16 protein-coding genes are annotated in these 18,207 nt (G+C 27.5%); 2 read left to right on the forward strand and 14 right to left on the reverse strand.

Going from position 1 to position 18,207, the window contains the following annotated elements; translation table 11 throughout:
* Positions 1-251 precede the first annotated feature (251 nt).
* From B0174_RS00575 to B0174_RS00595, 4 genes are all read right to left on the reverse strand, one after another.
* Complete coding sequence (locus B0174_RS00575) at positions 252-2,978, reverse strand: amidohydrolase family protein (RefSeq protein ID WP_108557690.1); 2,727 nt, start codon at positions 2,976-2,978, stop codon at positions 252-254.
* A complete protein-coding gene (locus B0174_RS00580) occupies positions 2,971-5,565 on the reverse strand; it encodes a hypothetical protein (RefSeq protein ID WP_108557691.1) in 2,595 nt (864 codons plus the stop codon). Before B0174_RS00580 ends, B0174_RS00575 begins: the two co-directional genes overlap by 8 nt.
* A gap of 330 nt (positions 5,566-5,895) precedes the next feature.
* Positions 5,896-6,663 carry a competence/damage-inducible protein A gene (locus B0174_RS00590; RefSeq protein ID WP_108557693.1) on the reverse strand — a complete coding sequence of 256 codons (768 nt, stop codon included), beginning with the start codon at positions 6,661-6,663 and terminating at the stop codon, positions 5,896-5,898.
* Between the two features lie 3 nt (positions 6,664-6,666).
* Positions 6,667-7,236 carry an adenylate kinase gene (locus tag B0174_RS00595; RefSeq protein WP_108557694.1) on the reverse strand — a complete coding sequence of 190 codons (570 nt, stop codon included), beginning with the start codon at positions 7,234-7,236 and terminating at the stop codon, positions 6,667-6,669.
* A 126-nt stretch (positions 7,237-7,362) separates the two neighbouring features.
* Between B0174_RS00595 and B0174_RS00600 the strand changes: the two genes are divergently transcribed.
* A complete protein-coding gene (locus B0174_RS00600; RefSeq protein WP_108557695.1) occupies positions 7,363-8,004 on the forward strand; it encodes an adenylate kinase in 642 nt (213 codons plus the stop codon).
* Between the two features lie 80 nt (positions 8,005-8,084).
* Here the strand turns inward: B0174_RS00600 and B0174_RS00605 are convergent, their stop codons facing one another.
* The 5 genes from B0174_RS00605 to B0174_RS00625 form a co-directional block, all read right to left on the reverse strand.
* The gene (locus B0174_RS00605; protein ID WP_205663479.1) at positions 8,085-9,851 is read right to left on the reverse strand and encodes a YgiQ family radical SAM protein; all 1,767 of its coding nucleotides are present in this window, start codon (positions 9,849-9,851) and stop codon (positions 8,085-8,087) included.
* 217 nt (positions 9,852-10,068) lie between these two features.
* Complete coding sequence (locus B0174_RS00610) at positions 10,069-10,848, reverse strand: metal ABC transporter solute-binding protein, Zn/Mn family (protein WP_322873852.1); 780 nt, start codon at positions 10,846-10,848, stop codon at positions 10,069-10,071.
* A 34-nt stretch (positions 10,849-10,882) separates the two neighbouring features.
* Positions 10,883-12,640, reverse strand: a complete 1,758-nt coding sequence (gene aspS / locus B0174_RS00615; protein ID WP_108557697.1) for an aspartate--tRNA ligase — start codon at positions 12,638-12,640, stop codon at positions 10,883-10,885.
* A gap of 45 nt (positions 12,641-12,685) precedes the next feature.
* Positions 12,686-13,936 carry a hypothetical protein gene (locus tag B0174_RS00620; protein ID WP_108557698.1) on the reverse strand — a complete coding sequence of 417 codons (1,251 nt, stop codon included), beginning with the start codon at positions 13,934-13,936 and terminating at the stop codon, positions 12,686-12,688.
* The gene (locus B0174_RS00625) at positions 13,933-14,601 is read right to left on the reverse strand and encodes a uracil-DNA glycosylase (RefSeq protein WP_108557699.1); all 669 of its coding nucleotides are present in this window, start codon (positions 14,599-14,601) and stop codon (positions 13,933-13,935) included. Before B0174_RS00625 ends, B0174_RS00620 begins: the two co-directional genes overlap by 4 nt.
* A gap of 127 nt (positions 14,602-14,728) precedes the next feature.
* Between B0174_RS00625 and B0174_RS00630 the strand changes: the two genes are divergently transcribed.
* A complete protein-coding gene (locus B0174_RS00630; RefSeq protein WP_108557700.1) occupies positions 14,729-14,941 on the forward strand; it encodes a hypothetical protein in 213 nt (70 codons plus the stop codon).
* Positions 14,942-15,099: 158 nt separating this feature from the next.
* Here B0174_RS00630 and infA read toward each other — a convergent pair whose 3' ends face one another.
* The 5 genes from infA to rpsE are packed head-to-tail and all read right to left on the reverse strand — an operon-like array spanning position 15,100 to position 18,203.
* Positions 15,100-15,318 carry a translation initiation factor IF-1 gene (gene infA, locus B0174_RS00635; protein ID WP_004510841.1) on the reverse strand — a complete coding sequence of 73 codons (219 nt, stop codon included), beginning with the start codon at positions 15,316-15,318 and terminating at the stop codon, positions 15,100-15,102.
* Between the two features lie 9 nt (positions 15,319-15,327).
* A complete protein-coding gene (gene map / locus B0174_RS00640; RefSeq protein WP_108557701.1) occupies positions 15,328-16,092 on the reverse strand; it encodes a type I methionyl aminopeptidase in 765 nt (254 codons plus the stop codon).
* A gap of 2 nt (positions 16,093-16,094) precedes the next feature.
* The gene (gene secY / locus B0174_RS00645) at positions 16,095-17,357 is read right to left on the reverse strand and encodes a preprotein translocase subunit SecY (RefSeq protein WP_108557702.1); all 1,263 of its coding nucleotides are present in this window, start codon (positions 17,355-17,357) and stop codon (positions 16,095-16,097) included.
* A gap of 2 nt (positions 17,358-17,359) precedes the next feature.
* Positions 17,360-17,758, reverse strand: coding sequence for a 50S ribosomal protein L15 (gene rplO / locus B0174_RS00650; RefSeq protein ID WP_108557703.1), 399 nt, complete (start codon positions 17,756-17,758; stop codon positions 17,360-17,362).
* Positions 17,759-17,762: 4 nt separating this feature from the next.
* Positions 17,763-18,203, reverse strand: a complete 441-nt coding sequence (gene rpsE / locus B0174_RS00655; protein WP_108557704.1) for a 30S ribosomal protein S5 — start codon at positions 18,201-18,203, stop codon at positions 17,763-17,765.
* Positions 18,204-18,207: the final 4 nt, after the last annotated feature.

Consider the following 18,207-nt stretch of genomic DNA (forward strand, 5'->3'; position numbering starts at 1 on the left):
CAGGAATGGGGAAAACTGCTAAAAAATTTATTCTTGATAGAGCTATTTATTTCTAAAATATATTTGATAAAGATGATTTAAAAAGTATTTATGATATTAGAACTTATCAACCATTGAATGAATAATTAAATTTGGTCTTCCAAAGTTTAAAGAGCAGCGTCTTAAAGTTATATCTAACTATAAAGCAAAATGATAAAATAACTTCTATTTAAATAAAAATCCTATTTTTATGCTAATCTAATTAAATGAGTTTAAACTCTTCTAAACTCACTTTTTTGATGGTCACAATCAAATATTTCAATTCCTAATTTTCTAATATTTTCACACCAATTTTCTATTTTTTCTTTACTCTTACTATGAATTCCAAAAGCAGTTCTTTCCAATAAATCAAACTCATTTCGAAGTGTCGTTGGCATAATAGCTGGGTCATCTGTATTTACACAAACTTTCATTCTTGATGTTCTAATCTTATATTTGTTGAATTTTGGATTATCTGCATTTAAATCTAAATCATCACATTCAATAGGATTCCATCTAAATATTGGATGTTTATCAAAGGCGTGAATATGAGCTATATAAACATTCGAAGATGGATTTGTCTCGATAATGATTCCTTTTTCACAAAACTTTTGAATAAGCCTATCTTGTACGGCTTCAATAAGCTCTAAATCTTCATCTGTAATAAAATATTTATATAAATTTCTATTTATATTTTCATATTCTATTTTTATAACCTCATCACCTTTTTTTCTTACACTTGCACAAGTATGATATTTTTTATAAATATCTATTGCTTTTTTATACTCTTCTTTACATAGTTTTTCATTATCAAAATCTGCAATTTTTAGATATTCATCTGCTTTATTTAGCATTTCATCTTCTGAGAACATTACAATAGGACAAAATTCTCTTAGTTTCCAAGCCTTATACATATCTTCTATTTCACAACTTAAATCATCATTTTTTGATAAATAAATATCTTTATAAAGTTCTTTTATAACTCGTGCGTATTTATCTCTTAATTTATCAGTATTTTTATAATAAGCTAATACTTCTATACTTTGATGATATAACCAAACAAGATTATCAAGATGTTCTTGTTTAGTGACAAAAATATCTCCGTTTAGCTCACACCACTCTTTTGGATTTAATCCAATTGCAAGTGCATGACCTAGTCTATCTTTATCACTCATTCCATAAAACTTAACTGTTTCATGTACTTTTCTCATACCTGTAACAATATGATTAAAATCTTCTCCTGCATGAACTGAAAGTCTTAGTTTATAATTTTCTACAAAGTCGTGTCCATCTTTTTGGTATTTCAGATAATCAGATTTAAAATCATCAAGCTTTTTTACATCTCTTCTTAAATACTTGATAATAGGAGCAAAAACTTCTGGAGGAGTTCTGTTTTCATCTCCTGCTACATCTATGGTTGTTATTAGTTTTGTTAGATCTATATAATCATTTTCTAAATCTTTTTTATGTTCTAATACTCTTGTAATATTAGAATAAAACTTACTATAAAAATCAAATTTATTTATGATATGTGATTCTTGATATAAAAAATTGTTTATATTCCTAGCTTCTTTTTTAAGGTCAGTTCTTAACTTATTAAATCTTGCTAAACAATAGTTTGTATCATTTGATTTTTTTGTTTCATCTTTTTTTCTAACAAAATGAACACAAAAATGATAATTTCTTTTTGAATGGTTTGTGTTTAAAAAATATTTTTCATGGGTTTTATTTATAAAAGTAGATTCTTTTTTTATTATCTCTTTATCAAAAGCTAATTTATATGAGATAAATTCTTTATCATTTCTCAAAAGTGCATCAGGTGATATTTTTGCTTCAACTTTTGAAGTACCATTTGAGATAATATTTGAAGCGATATTATTGTGTCTATTTTTTTCTTGTTTTCGCAAACTTGAGCCAAAAAATTCAGAAAAATGACTAAGTCCAATATTTTGAGACATTACCATATAAGAGCGCAAAATATTAATAATATGTAAAAATATTTTTATCACTTTTCTTATATCTCTATTTCTACAAGTTTCATGGGTTTTAAAAAGCAAGATATTATATAAAAACCACTGTTTTGTAGTATATCCATCTTTTTTATAAGTAATTATCTCTTTTAAAAATTCATCTTTTAGATTCATACGATTATCAGATAGTTTTTCAATCATTGTAAATGAAGCAAAATCAATATCTATCATTGATAATTTTTCATATTTAAATAAATTATCCAAATCTCTTTTTATATCTGTTCTAACACCTTTTTTTAATACAAAATCATTTATCACACTTACACAATATTTTGATATATCTATTAGATTTCCAAAAGATAAGTTTCCATTGTTTATATATGAAAATTCATTTATTCGAGGAAGTTCGTTTGTATATTTCATATTATAAAATTTATTATTTGTAGGAAGAGAAAGTAATGCCATGAAATTTAGTGCTACATCATTTGCTCCACCAAGATGCAAATGATTTTCTGCATATTCTTTATAGTCTCTATTTACACTAAGAGCAAGTGGTGTGATGTATTTTGTAAACTCTTTGATATTTGTAAATGAAAAGTGATTTTGATTATATAGTTTGGCTAACTTATGTCCTATTATATTAAAAGGATGAATTTTACTAATAACTGAACTATATTTATCCAAAAGCTCACTTTTTGCATAGATATGGTTTCCATCAAATTTTAGATAATTATCAAATAACTCATCTAAAAAATCAAACTCATAATCAAGTGTAAAAAATTTTGAATCACTATGAGATAAAGTATGATTCATACTATTTTCAATAGCTCCCTTTCGAAAACTATTTGAATAAAAATCCCTCATACCATGTTCGTAAGATAGATTTTTATCTAGTTTTTCATATGAATCTATATTTAATAAATCATATAGTATTTTGTCACTTCTAAGAAGTACGATATTTGAGATGTCTTTTAGGTTATTTTTAAGCATTAAAAATTAAGTTCTGATAATTTTTTACTAATTCATCATCACTAAACCTAAGATTAATTTCGTTCATATCTTCTAAAATTAAACTAAACACTTTATGATATTTTCTATTTTCATCTGAAAGTAATTCTTGAGATATTTTTTTATTTTCTAAATTTTGTTGATTAAATATATCCATAATTTTTTGTAAATAATCTTTATAGCAATTTTCTGCTTTAATACCCTCTTGATATGAATCATTTTTGAAATATTTACTATAAGGAGTATTATAAAGATTATTTAATTTTTTAATACTTGACTTATATTTATTTTCTTTTTCTTTCTTTATAGTAGTTTTTGGTGTATTATCACTTATTATTTTCTTCAATATTTCATCTAATTTTTCTTTAAAAACTATTTCATTTAATTTCTGATAAATAAAATTAGTTAGTGTGCCTTCTTTTAATTTTTGAATATTATTTATAAAGACTTTTGAATGAGTTTTTATATTTTCTATTCTTCCATCCACGGCAATATTTTCTGTTGAAATATTTTCTCTTGATTCAAAACTTGCTATTGAATTTAAAAATATATAACTCACTCTTTGCACATAATCATATAATGGAGAAAGCATTATAATTGGATTAGGTTGAGCCTCTATTGATTCATAGCTTTTTGAATAATTTGCGACTTTAAATATATTAAGATTGTTAATATATTTTTTCAACATCTCATACAAGAAAACAGATGTAAATTTTAAATCCATAATTTCATTAAAAGAATTTATAAAATTTGAATAATCATTATTAGAAAGAGTACTATTCTTGTCTTTTTCTTCTTCATATTCATCTTTACTCACTCCATCAAGATATTTATTTTTATTAATTCCAGCTAAAAATGGTATTCCATAATTTAGTACGTTAATTTTTTCTTTTCTATCTTCTACGGTTATAGTTTTGTCAATTATACAAATCATTGCTTCCACAAACTTTCCAGTTATCATTAAAATTTTATTCGTTGTGTTTGAATAATAATTATCGTGAAGCATTAAATATAAAGCTAAATATTCATTACTAGTTTTATCTTCAAGCTCCTTCAAAAATTCTTTTTTAGGTAAATATAATTTATCTCTCACAATTTCTTTATCTATCTTATTATATGGATATTTCTCATTCAAAAAGAAATTTCCCTTTAATGCTTTATGTATTGAATAACCAAGATTATTGTCTTTGCTAAATATAAATGCTTCAACATCATTATCTAAAAGCAAAGATAGTCTTTTTTTATCTGTATCATTTGCATATCTATAAAAATCTGCAGTTAGTTTTAAAGTTTTTTGATGTTCAGCAGGATTGTCAATAATCTTTTTTTTAATCAAGTCATCAAATCTATTAGTAATTATTGTATAAGATTTTTTTTCATTCTTTTCTTCGTAAGAGTTTTTATTATAGTCTTTATCAAATATCTTCTCAAATATTACTTTTTTATGATACAGATATTGCACAAAATCTCTAGTATTATTTGTAAATACTTGGTGAGTAAACTCTTTTTGATTTATACCCCAATTTATAACTCTAATCTCAAAATCTTTTAAATCTTCATAAGGTATCTGATTACCTTTAATTTCTATTTTTACTGTATTTAATTTTAAAATTGCAAAAATATCCTTTAATTTGATGTGATATTCACTTGGAAAAACTTTATGTAAATACTGTTCGACAAGATTATCAACAAGTTTTATTTTTTCTTTATATTCATCACTATTTTTTAAATCACTGTTTAAATCTTTTAGATATTTTACATCTTTAAAAAATTGTATTTTTTCTTTAAATCTTGTTTCAACTATTTCTCTATAAAGTTTCATATCTCCAGCAACAATAGGAATAAGAAAAGGTGAAGCTAGATACTTTCTCACAACTTCAAGAACATCAAAACCTTTATCAAATGCCATATCAACATCATCTATAAGCATTACAATTGCATTTACTCCAAACATTGTACTTACTATTTGAAAAAACTCATGTGCATATTGTTCAAGTTTTTGACTTGATTTATATGAAGCAATCTCTTCAATACCAACATCTTGTTTATTTTCAAGAGAAGATACAGAACTAAGTGATTTAGATAAATTTTCTAGTGCTTTATAATATTCATCTATACAATTTTTTGCAGGTTTCTCATTTTTATATTTTCTATCACAATTACTATCTAAATAATAATCATCTTCATCTAGACAATTATTTTTTAGTCGTTTAGATACCATCTCTACAATTTTCCCAAAAATAACACCCAAAAACTTTTCTGTATGTTCCAAAAGTGTCGGGTCAACAGGTTTTAAAAAAATATAATTAGGTTTTTCAATCTTTGCAATATTTTTATAATAATTTTCAATATTTACCATAAAAGCAGTTTTTCCAACACCTCTATCACCATCAATAAAAATAGTATCATGGAATCTACAATCAGTTATATCATTCGTATCTCTGCCAACTTTATGCTCTTTTAATATTTCAGATACTCTTTTAAAAGCATCAATTTGAAAAAGTTCATTTTCATTTTGATATTTTTGTGCCTTATTTGCTTCATTGATATTTATAATAATTTCATTCATCTACTTCTTCCTTTATTGATTTTATTTTTATTTGTTGTTTATTTGGTTTATTTTCTTTGAGTAAATAATTTATATACAATTTTTTATTTCGTGCTTTGTATCTTGATTTTACTAAATAATGAAAAATTACAATTAAAAAGTTTATCGTTAAAAAAAAGTAATACAAAAAAGATTGAAGAAGGAGCGACAGAACGAGTAAAAAATCCAATAAATCTATCAGCAAATTTTTCTAAAAATTTATCCAAGAAATTTCCTATTAATAAAATATTAGTGATTCTATTACTTATTTCTTTATATAAAAGTAAATATTTAAAATATTTTATTATTTATTTATAAATTTATACTCACATCCTCAAAAACAAACTCTTTCCCAAACTCCACACAATAATCAACAAACATCTCAAAATATTTATTTACCTCATCCTTATCGTATCCAGCCAAAGAAATTACTACTTTTCTTTTATCTCCTAAAATCTTTGGCAATGATGAAAAGTCTAAATGCTCAGGGATTTTTTTCATGGTATCTATCAAGTCATTTTCACTTGCATTTATTGTCATTACTTTTCGATATTTTTCTATATTTGATTTTGGATATAACTTATCCAAAGCCTCGACAACCATAGCTTGGCTCATTGATGGAAAACCTGGGGTGAAGAAAAATCTATCTTCTAGGTAAAATCCTGCTACATTATTTACTACATTTGTGAGAAGTTTTGCATTTATTGGCAAATATGCCATATTTATTCTATGCGGGTAAGCTTCCTGCGCAAACTGATTTATGATTTTATTTTTTGCCTCTTTGTGAAACTCCATTTTTCCATCACGAAAAACTTTTCCTGCTACCTCTCTTGTATAATCATCAGGAGTTGCACCGATTCCGCCAAAACAGAACATTACTGAATTTGGGTCGCCTTTAATTAGATTAAAAATATTTTCCATAAGATTTGTATCATCAGCTATTACAAAAGAGGCTTTGTGTTCCCAACCACGACTTAAAAGTTGTTGGTTTAAAAATGTAAAATGGGCATCTTTACGACGCCCATTTAAAAGTTCTGTTCCTATAATTACACTATAAAAATTTGGTTTTTTTTCTAACATAATTTAAATTTTTAATTGGATATATTTATCCATTTCAATTACTATTTTTTCGATAGTTCTTTCGCCATTTATTTTTTTTAGTAAATTTTTAGCTGTATAAAACTCTTGGATTTTTTTTAAAGGCTCAAGATAAACTTTCATTCTGTTATTAAATACTTCAACATTATCATCAGCACCACGAGAACGCCCTAAAACTCTATCTCGTGCAACTTCTTCTGATACTTCAACTTCAATAACATTTACGAGTTTAACTTCATTTTCATTTATCAAGTATTTATCTAATTCAACCATTTGTTCAATACTTCTGGGATATCCATCAATGATTACAATATCTGTTGATGCATTTTTAATAGCTCCTAAAATCGTCTCAATTGCAATATCAATTGGTACAATATTTCCAGCACTAATATAAGTATTGATTATTTCACCTCTTTGGCTTCCGCTTGAAACCTCAGCTCTAAACATATCTCCAGTTGAATAATGAGTGATATTATTGTGTTTTGCAGCGATTAATTCTGCATCCGTAGTTTTGCCGCTTCCAGGTGCTCCAATAATTAAAAATAACTTTTTCATCTATGCCCTTTGAATTTATAAGGCATAATTGTATCAAAAATCATTTAAATTCTTTATGTACTATTAAAAGCTTATCTATTATTAAAACCTTTTTCTATACAATAAGAAAAAACTAAGGAAACAAGTATGAATTTAATGCTATTTGGTGCACCAGGTGCTGGAAAAGGGACACAAGCAAAATTTCTAATTGAGAAATATAATATTCCACAAATCTCAACAGGTGATATTTTAAGAGCTGCGATTGTTGATAAAACAGATATGGGAATGGAAGCAAAAAAATTCATGGATGAGGGGAAATTAGTTCCTGATTCAACTATCATTGGTATTATTAAAGATAGATTAGCTGAGGCTGACTGTAAAGATGGTTTTATTCTTGATGGATTTCCTAGAACTTTAGCTCAAGCAGAGGCTTTAAATGAACTAATGTCAAATATGAAAATTTCACTTGATAAAGTAATTTCATTAAATGTTCCTGATGAATTAATCGTGGGGAGAATTACAGGAAGAAGAGTTTGTTCTAAATGTGGAGCATCTTTTCATGTAGAGTTTAATCCATCTAAAAAAGAAGCTAATTGTGACTATTGTGATGGTGAATTAATCATCAGAAAAGATGACAATGCCCAAACTGTAATAAGCAGATTAAATGCATATCATGAGCAAACATCACCACTTATTGATTTTTATACAAAAATGGGTGTATTTGTAGAACTTGATGGAACAAAAGATGTTTCAGAAGTTACAACTGATATGTTATTGGCACTTAAATAACTCTTTTTTTAGAAAAATAAAAAGGGCAACTATTTTTAATAGTTACCCTTTTTTTTAACTTATGATTATTAAAAAATAATCTAACCTTGCATTCCTGAACTGCCGCTTTTTTTACTTTTACAAGAAAATTGTTTTTTTGCAACAACTATCTCTTTTTGTTTTTCTTTTCTTCTTTGGTCTTTTTCAACAAAGATTTTCTCTTTTGTAAATGGATCAAGTTCTGTGTAATACATAACTGCTGAATAAGTTCCTGGAGTTGGCGTGAAAACCTGCGCTTGTTCTGGATTCATTTTTAATTCATGGGTTGTAAACTGTTTTAACTCATGCATATGTTTTTCTTCACATCCAGGATGTGCTGCAATCAAATAATATGTCAAGAACTGCTTTTTCCCTGATTCTTTATTTAGTTTGTCATACATAGCTTTAAAATCAATAAGTGTTTGTTTCCCTGGCTTTCCCATATGATGTAAAACTTCATCATTTGTATGTTCGGGAGCAACTTTCATTTGACCTGAAATATGATGATCCACCATTTCTTTTAAATACTCATATCCATGTTTTTTATCAGCTGTGATTAAATCATATCTAACTCCTGAGGCTACGAATGCTTTTTTAATCCCTGGAATTGCTCTTATATCTTTTAGTAATTGAATATTTCTGCTATGGTCAACCTTCATAGTACGGCAAAGTCTATGTGCATCTACACATCTTTTGTTTTCGATACAAGTTCCTAAAGTCTCTTTTTTTACACATTCATAACCGTACATATTTGCAGTTGGTCCACCAACATCTGAAATGATTCCTTTGAAATCTTTTAATGTTGTAAAATGTTTTGCTTCTTTTAGAATATTCTCTTCGCTTCTTGTTCTAATAGTTCGTCCTTGATGAGCGGCAATTGCGCAAAAGTTACATTCACCCCAACATCCATGATGTGTCATAATAGAAAATTTTATTGTTTCAAGACATTTAACTTTTCCATCTTTTGTATTATATGGATGAGCATCTCTTTGATATGGGTAAGATGCGATTTTATCCATCTCATTTTCTTCCATATGTCTACTTGGTGGATTTTGAATTAAATATCTTCCATCTACTTCTTGACAAAGACCTTTTGAATAAATAGGGTCATTATTATCATAAAAAGTTTTGAATAAATCTATGTATTTTTCTTTTTCATCCAAACACTCTTTATGTGAAGGTATTTGAATATACTCATCAACTGGTTCTTTTGAAATATAACAAAGCCCTCTTATAGTTCGAGGATCCTTACCATCTTTAAGATAATTTCCTAAATCAATAATAGCTTGTTCACCCATACCATAAACCATATAATCGGCTTTTGTATCAAATAATATTGGTTTTCGTAATTTATCACTCCAATAATCATAATGAGTAAGCCTTCTCAAACTAGCTTCAATTCCTCCAAGAACGATAGGAACAGTATTTTTAAAATATCTTCTGATTAGATTTGTATAAACTAAAGTTGCCCTATCAGGTCGTTTATCGTTTTTTCCACCTGGTGTATAATCATCTGTACTTCTGTATCTTTTTGTGGCTGTGTAATTTGAAACCATAGAATCAATACTTCCACCACTAACCCCCCAAAAAAGTTTTGGTTCACCCATTCTACTTACATCAACATCACTATTTACATCTGGCTGACCTATGATTCCCACACGAAGACCCATATCTTCAAGGATTCGTCCAACAACTGCAATTCCCATAAAAGGGGAATCTATATATGCATCACCTGTGATTAAAACAACATCTAGTTCGTCCCAACCTCTTTGATTCATCTCTTCTTTTGTTGTAGGTAAAAATTTGTTTGGTTTATTAATATTACTCATTTTTCTTCTTTAAAATATATTAGTTTTTTCGTATTGTGCCTAAATATATTTTAACCCCTACTATGGCAACTTTTGAGATTTCTAAGTCATTTAGTTAAATTTAAAAGTTTTCTTTTGTTTTTCCAATAATGCTAACATATCTAATGAAGAGCTTAATATTCTCAATTCATCTTTATAATTTACAATATTTTTTAGGAAATATAATTTTTTTATGTATTTATTCTGTGAGGTGCTGTGTGAAATCTAAGATATTTAATTGCCAAAAATCATTGAAAATATTATCTTCTATGGCCTTAATATTTAAATTTTTTGTAAGAGAAGTAATAAAATCTTGTTTATCATCTTTTGAAAATAATAATTTTGTAATATTTTTATCTTTGGTATATTCATTTAATTGTGAAATTTCTGTAACATTTAAATTCTTTTTTTCTCTAAAAGTAGTTACTATTCCAAATCTTTTTGCAAAATATTCCCAATAATCATCAAAAACATAGATATTTTGAACTTCACAACTATTTAGTTTTTGTTTAATTGTTAAAAAAGTTTGATCTATTTCATCAAGAAATTTTTCATAATTTTCTTTATAATAACTCTCTTTACTTTTATCATATTCTACAAAAGTATCATAAATATTTTTTGCAACAGCTCTCAAATTAAGGGGATCAGTCCAAACATAAGGATTGTTTTTTATTTTATTTATATTAGAAGAAATATCAACTACTATTAATTTAGGATTATATTTTAATAAAGCTTCGGCATATTGTTTTTCAACATCTAGGCCAAAATGGAAAAATATTTTTGTATTTGCTAATTTAGAAAGTTCAGAAATAGGAAGTTCTTTATAAGTATCCAAATATCTACTTGTAATTTCCCTTGCTCTCACCTCTTTTTGTGCAATTTTATTCACAAGATGAGTTTCCAAAGGGAAATATGTAACAACTAGATTTTTTGAAAAAAGAAAAAGAGGAAATAACAACAAAAGAATGACTCTAAACAATATATTATTTCCTCTAATTTAAACTAAACAATTACTAAAGTTCAGAAACTGTTTTTCTTAATCTAATACCTAACTCTTTTAATTGCTCTTCATCAACACTTGATGGTGCTTGAGTTAATAAACATTGAGCTTTTTGAGTTTTAGGGAATGCTATTACATCTCTGATTGAATCAGTTCCAGCTAATAACATAATCATTCTATCAAGTCCCATTGCAAATCCACCATGTGATGGAGCTCCATATTGAAGTGCATCAAGTAAGAAACCAAATTTCTCTTTTGCTTCCTCTTTTCCTATTCCCATAAGTTCAAATACTTTTGATTGAATCTCTTCTTTATGAATTCTAATACTTCCACCACCAAGCTCTGTACCATTTAAAACAATATCATATGCAATTGATTCAATAGCTTCTAAATCAGATGTGTCTTCAAGTGATTTAGGCATAGTAAATGGATGGTGAAGTGCTTTTGTTCTTCCATCTTCAACTTCAAACATTGGGAAATCAACAACCCATAAAAACTCTAAAGCATCAGCTGGAACAATATTCATTTCATTTGCTAGGAATAATCTAAATCTTCCCATATAATCCCAAACTACTTTCTTTGCACCTGCTCCAAAGAATACAACATCACCAACTTCTAGAGAAGTCAACTTTACGATTTCTTCTAAATCAGATTCTGAGAAGAATTTAGTTAATGGACCTTTTAATCCATCTTCTTTCATTTGAAAGTATCCAAGACCTTTAGCTCCAAACTTTGTAACATACTCTTCAAAACCTTTCATTTGTCTCTTAGAGAAAATGTTATCTCCGTTTTTACATTTTAAAGCTTTGATTCTATTGTTCTTTTTGTCTTTTGCAATATCAGCGAAAATTTCATTTGTAGAGTTAGCAAAAATATCAATAACATCAACAAGTGGCATATCAATTCTTAAATCAGGTTTATCAGAACCGTATGTTTCCATAGCATCTGAATATTTCATTCTTTTAAATGTTTTAGGAACTGTTTTACCACATTTTGTAAATACATCATAGATTAGTCTTTCAGCAACTGCAATAACATCATCTTGAGTACAAAAAGACATTTCAACATCTATTTGAGTAAATTCAGGTTGTCTATCAGCTCTTAAATCTTCATCTCTAAAGCATTTTGCAATTTGAAAATATTTATCAAATCCTGCAACCATTAAAAGTTGTTTAAATAACTGTGGAGATTGAGGAAGCGCATAAAATTCACCTGGATGAACTCTTGATGGCACTAAATAATCTCTAGCTCCCTCAGGTGTAGATTTTGTTAAAATTGGAGTTTCAACATCTAAAAAACCTAATTCATCTAAAGTATTTCGCACTTGAATAGCTGCTTTACTTCTTAATTGAAAAATATTAAACGATTTTGTTGATCTTAATTCTAAAAATCTATTTCTTAATTTAATCTCATCATTAACTTTTTCATCATTAATATCAAAAGGCATTGGTTTAGATCTATTTTCAATAACTAAATTTTTTAATACAATTTCGATTTTACCAGTTTTAAGATTAGGATTTTCAAGTCCCTCACCTCTTTCTCTTATAATACCAGTTGCAATTAAAACAAATTCATCTCTTACAGTTTCTGCAATTGCTAAAGCATCTTTACTATCACTTGGATCAGCAACTAATTGAACTAATCCACTTTTATCTCTTAAATCTATAAATATAATTCCACCGTGATCTCGTCTACTGTTTACCCAACCAGCAACAGTTACCGTATCACCTATTTTAGCTTCAGTTACATCTGCACAATAATGAGTTCTCAAATTCTAATCTCCATTCACATAAATATTCGCGATTTTATCTAATTTTTACTTAATTTCTGAAAAGCCAAATTCTGTACTTCTAAATAATCTAGGATTATATATTGCTTGATTATTTTCTATTTTTGTAGGAACTAAACTTGAGTTTTTTCCATAGTATAAATAATTTATTCCAACTAAGGTTGAATAATCAACCCATTCATAAACTATATTTCCACCAGAAGTTGCAATCTCATCTCTTAACTCTTTATCAACAACATCAATTGAATTAGCCACAATTAATTTATCTCTATCTTTATCTTGTGTTAATGTCATTAATAAAGGGTCATAACTAAGCTGCGTAGAAAGAATTGCTTTTGGATAAACATCATAAGATCTTAATTGTGATAAAATCAATGAACTTTTTACAATATCAGTATTTAAAAATAGTGTTGAGTTAGCTAATCCTGAACCTGTTACTATTCCTTTAAAATTATTTTCATGCTTACTAATCTCTTTTTTTAATCTTGTATCAGAAACTACTGATTCGTAAGATTTTTTTAATTTTAAGCTTAAATATGAATCCTGATAAAACATAACATTATTCCCACTTGAATAATTTATCAATTTTTTTACTTGTTCATCATAAGAAATAGAGCCAAAAATTAAACTATTATTACTAGAAGAGACTTCTTTTTTCTCAATAAGAGGTAAATAAACTTTTAAATCACCTGAAACTACATTATTTAAAGTTCCAATAGCATTTGGTGTAAATAAAGCAATTACATTTTTAATATTTGATTTTTTTACTTCTTGAAATGCTGAATCAATTCTACTAGAACTTTCATTTTCTGTATCAATTACAACTAATTCATAATCTGAATTTTGGTGCGATAAATACCCTGAAACGGTATTTATCGATGATTTAGCATATTTTGAAACTAAATTTGATGGATAAAGGAAAGCAACTTTCATTTTAACCTTAGTAGTATCAATTTCAATTTTATTTTCTATTTCATTTTCAGAAGAACCTTTAGGTGTAGAAATTTTTTGATTTTCTATTTTATCACCCTCAATTATAGGAGCTACTTCATACTCAACGGGCTCTTCTTTTATAACCTTACCTTTACTATCTGATTCAATTATATCTATTGGTTCTAATTCTTGAACAACAGTAATCTTATCCTCTTTAATAGGTGCTGCTTTTGCAGGTTTTGCAATATTCTTTTGTTTATTTGGTAGTTTTAATTCTACTGTTTGTCTTTGAGTACAACCAAAAAATAGAAATACAAGTACCATAATGGCAATTATTTGCTTCAATTTAAACTCTCCATGTAATTTTTTATTTTTAACATATCATAATATGCATCTTTTTTAGAAGATGGATTCCTTAATAAAAAAGTTGGTGAAAATGTTGCTATTAATGAAATTCCATTAAAAACCAACTCTTTCCCTCTACTTTGAGAAAAATTATCTCCATTTTTTAATAAGTACGAATAAGTTTTTTCTCCAAGTGCAACAATCAATTTGGGTTTAATCAACTCAATTTGTTTTAGTAAATAATCATGACAAGTTTCAATATTAGAATTATTCAAACCATTTGTACTTTTACATTTAACCAAAGTAGTGTAATAAACATCTTCTTTAGTTATATTAAGTACATTTTCAATCATTTTTATAAGCAACTCTCCACTTTTCCCAACATAAAAAGAACCTAACTCATCTTCGCTATTACTTGGCTCATCACTAATAAACATAATATCTGAATTAGTATTACCATATCCAAACAATATATTTTTTCTACATTTAGATAGCTCACATAAGTAACAATGACTAACACTAATACTTAAGTCATTGATATTATTAGGTAACTTTGCATTTTTAATATTATTTGAAAAGAAATCCAAAGATTCATGATATTCATAACCAAATGATTTTAAATAATTTAACTGATTCAATACACGATTTTTTACTAATTTTGTCATATGAAATTGTACATAAATCTTTCTTGAACAAATATTTGTTCCAATATTTTATATAAAATATAAATTATACTTGACTTTTGTTCCAATATTTTATAAAATACAAAAAAGTTTGGGATTGGAAAAAAAAATGACTGTACCTAGTTTAAGAAAACTAGAATTCGATTTAGAAGTAAATAAAACAACATTACATAATTGGAAAAAAAATAGACCTAAGCTTTTTGAATTTATTATAGAATCGTATAAAAATAAAGAGGTATTAAAAAAACATTTAGAATTGTTACTAGAACAAAAGAATTTAATAGAAAAAGAGATTGTTCTAACAAAAGATAGAATAAATTAGTATGCAAAGTTATGGAGCTTAATTTTATAATATAACTTTTTTAAAGTGTGCGAAGTATTATAGTTTTTGGCTTCATAGTTTTTTATATTTGGGATTTTAATTTTTTTGAAGAAAAAATAAGGAAAAAAATTCCTTATTTAATTTTGATATAAATAGAACTATTTATATCTGTGAGTAATTCTACCTTTATCTAATGAATAAGGTGTTATTTCTACTTTTACAGTGTCATTAGGTAAAATTTTAATATAGTGCATTCTCATTTTTCCTGAGATATGACATAAAACTACATGTCCATTATCTAATTCAACTCTAAACATAGCATTTGGTAAAGCTTCAATTACTTTTCCATCTACTACTATTACATCATCTTTTGCCACATTTTCTCCTTAATCTTCCGAATTACTTAAAATAACTGCTTTTCCATCTATTACAGCAACTGTGTGTTCGTAATGACTACCTCTTAGCCCATCAGCAGACACAACGTCCCAACCATTTTCTAAAATAACAGGGTTTCTGTTTTTAGCACAAATCATTGGCTCTATACAAAATACCATTCCATTTTTGATTTTTGGACCAGATTTTGCATTTCCATTTTCTAAGTAATTAGGAATTTCTGGCTCTTCATGTGGTTTTCTTCCGATACCATGTCCACAAAATCTAACTAGTGGTTGATAACCTCTTGATACAATAAAATCCTCAATAGCTTTAGATAATTCTTTAAATCTCATACCTTCTTGAATAATGTCAATAGCATAATATAAAGCATCTTTTGAACAAGCAATTAATTCTTCATCAGCTTTTGAAACTTTTCCAATAGGCATAGTAATAGCTGAATCACCATACCAACCATCAATTTCAGTACCAATATCAAGACCTAAAATATCACCTTCTTTTAAGATAATATCTGTAGGAATTCCATGGATAATTACTTCATTTAGTGAAGTACAAATAGCAGCAGGAAAACCATACAAGCCCTTAAATGAAGGTCTAGCTCCTAAATTCCGTAGGAACTTTTCACCCATTGTATCAACTTCTTTTAAAGTCATACCAGCTTTCACTGTTTGACTTAAAAAGTTTAAAGTTTTTGCTACTACAATATTTGCAGTTCGAAGTTTTTCTATTTCATTTGGTTTTCTTAATGGGATTGCCATTTTTATAATCCAACCGCACTTAAAGTTTGATATTTATTCATATATTGTTGAGCTTCAATTTTTCTCATAGTATCAATAGCAACTTGTACAACAATTAGTACAGCAACCCCTCCAAAATAGAAAGGCACACCCATAGCTTTTACAATAAGCCAAGGTAAAGTTGAAATTAATCCCATGTAAATCGCACCCCAAAAAGTTAATCTACTAGCTACTTCATTTAAAAATTCAGCCGTACTTGCTCCTGGTCTTACACCTGGAATAAATCCACCTTGTTTTTTTAAGTTTTCAGAAATATCTTTTGCATTAAATGTAATTGATGCATAAAAGAATGCAAAGAAAACTACAAATAAGAACATAAATACATTAAAAGTATATGAATGTGGACTTAAATAATCAGCAACCATTACCAAATACTTGTTTTGAGAACCTTGTAACACAGTTGCTGGAAACATCAAAATAGCACTTGCAAAAATTGCTGGAATAACTCCACTTAAATTCACTTTAATAGGAATATAATTCATAACTCTTTTTTTCTGATTTTCCATCATTACTTTTCTAGAATATGAAACAGGAACTCTTCTTTCTCCTAATTCAACATAGATAATTGCTCCAACAGTAGCAACTATTATAATTAAAATAGCAATTACAACTAAGAAATTCATTTGTCCATTATTAACTAGTTCAATAGTTCCACCAATTGCATGAGGAATTGCAGAGACAATACCAGCAAAAATAATTAATGAAATACCATTTCCAATACCTTTTTGTGTGATTTGTTCACCAATCCACATTAAAAGCATAGTACCAGTTAACATTGAAATTGCAGAAACTGCAATAAAGGTATTCATATCGATTGAAATAGCACCTTGACCATTATGACCAGTTAATGAATTAAGACCAACTGAAACACCAATAGATTGAATTAATGTTATAACAATTGTAGTATATCTGATGATTTGCATATATTTTTGCATCCCATCTCTCTCTTTTTTCATTTTACCAAGTGCTGGGAAAGTTGCGGCTAGAAGCTCCATAATAATTGAAGCAGTAATGTAAGGCATAATTCCTAGTGATATAATACTTAGTCTTGAAACAGCATTACCACTAAACATATTAACAAGACCTAATGCATTGTTTGCATTTGAGTCGAAAAATTCTTTAACTACGTCTAAATTAACTCCAGGTACTGGCACGTATGCCAATAACCTGTAAAGGAAAATAAAGCCTAATGTAATAAGAATCTTATTTATTAGATCTTTACTCATGGCTATTTTCCAGTAGTTGTAATATTTTCGTCTTTAATCTTAGCTACTAAATCTTTAGCAGTTGATCCAATTAATTTAACTTTTTCAACTGATCTTGATAATTTATACACAGATTTAATAGAATCAAGTGTAATTACATCAAGTGTTGCGATTTGAGATACTTTATCTACATTAATAGAATAAGGTTTTGCTACTCTTGAAAAGAATCCAACTTTAGGAAGTCTTTTGTAAAGTGGTTGTTGACCACCTTCAAATCCTCTTTTCATTTTGTAACCAGATCTAGCTTTTTGACCTTTATTACCTTTTCCTGCAGTTTTACCTGTACCACTTCCTTGACCTCTACCTAATCTTTTAGTATTTTTTGTACTACCAGCTGCAGGTTGTAAGTTATTTAATTCCATTATTCTATCCTTTAATTCTAGCTAATGCTTCAACAGTAGCTTGTACAAGGTTGTTTGGATTATTAGAACCTAAAGATTTTGCAATAATATCTTTAACCCCTGAAAGCTCAAGAACAGGTCTTGCAGCTCCACCAGCGATTAGTCCAGTACCCTCAGATGCTGGTTTTAATAATATTTTACTTGCATTATATTTATGTTCAATATCATGTGCGATTGTAGTTCCTTTAATAGAAACAGTAACTAAGCTTTTGAAAGCGTCATCTAATGCTTTTTTAATTGCATCAGGAACTTCTTTTGCTTTACCAGTTCCAAATCCTACTGTACCGTTTTTATCGCCAACAACAACTAAAGCTGTAAATCTGAATCTTCTACCACCCTTTACAACTTTTGTTACTCTTCCGATTTTAACGATTGCTTCTTGAAAGTCTTCTCTATTTACTGCCATCATT

This window comes from Arcobacter caeni, assembly GCF_003063245.1.
Lineage (GTDB): Bacteria > Campylobacterota > Campylobacteria > Campylobacterales > Arcobacteraceae > Aliarcobacter > Aliarcobacter caeni.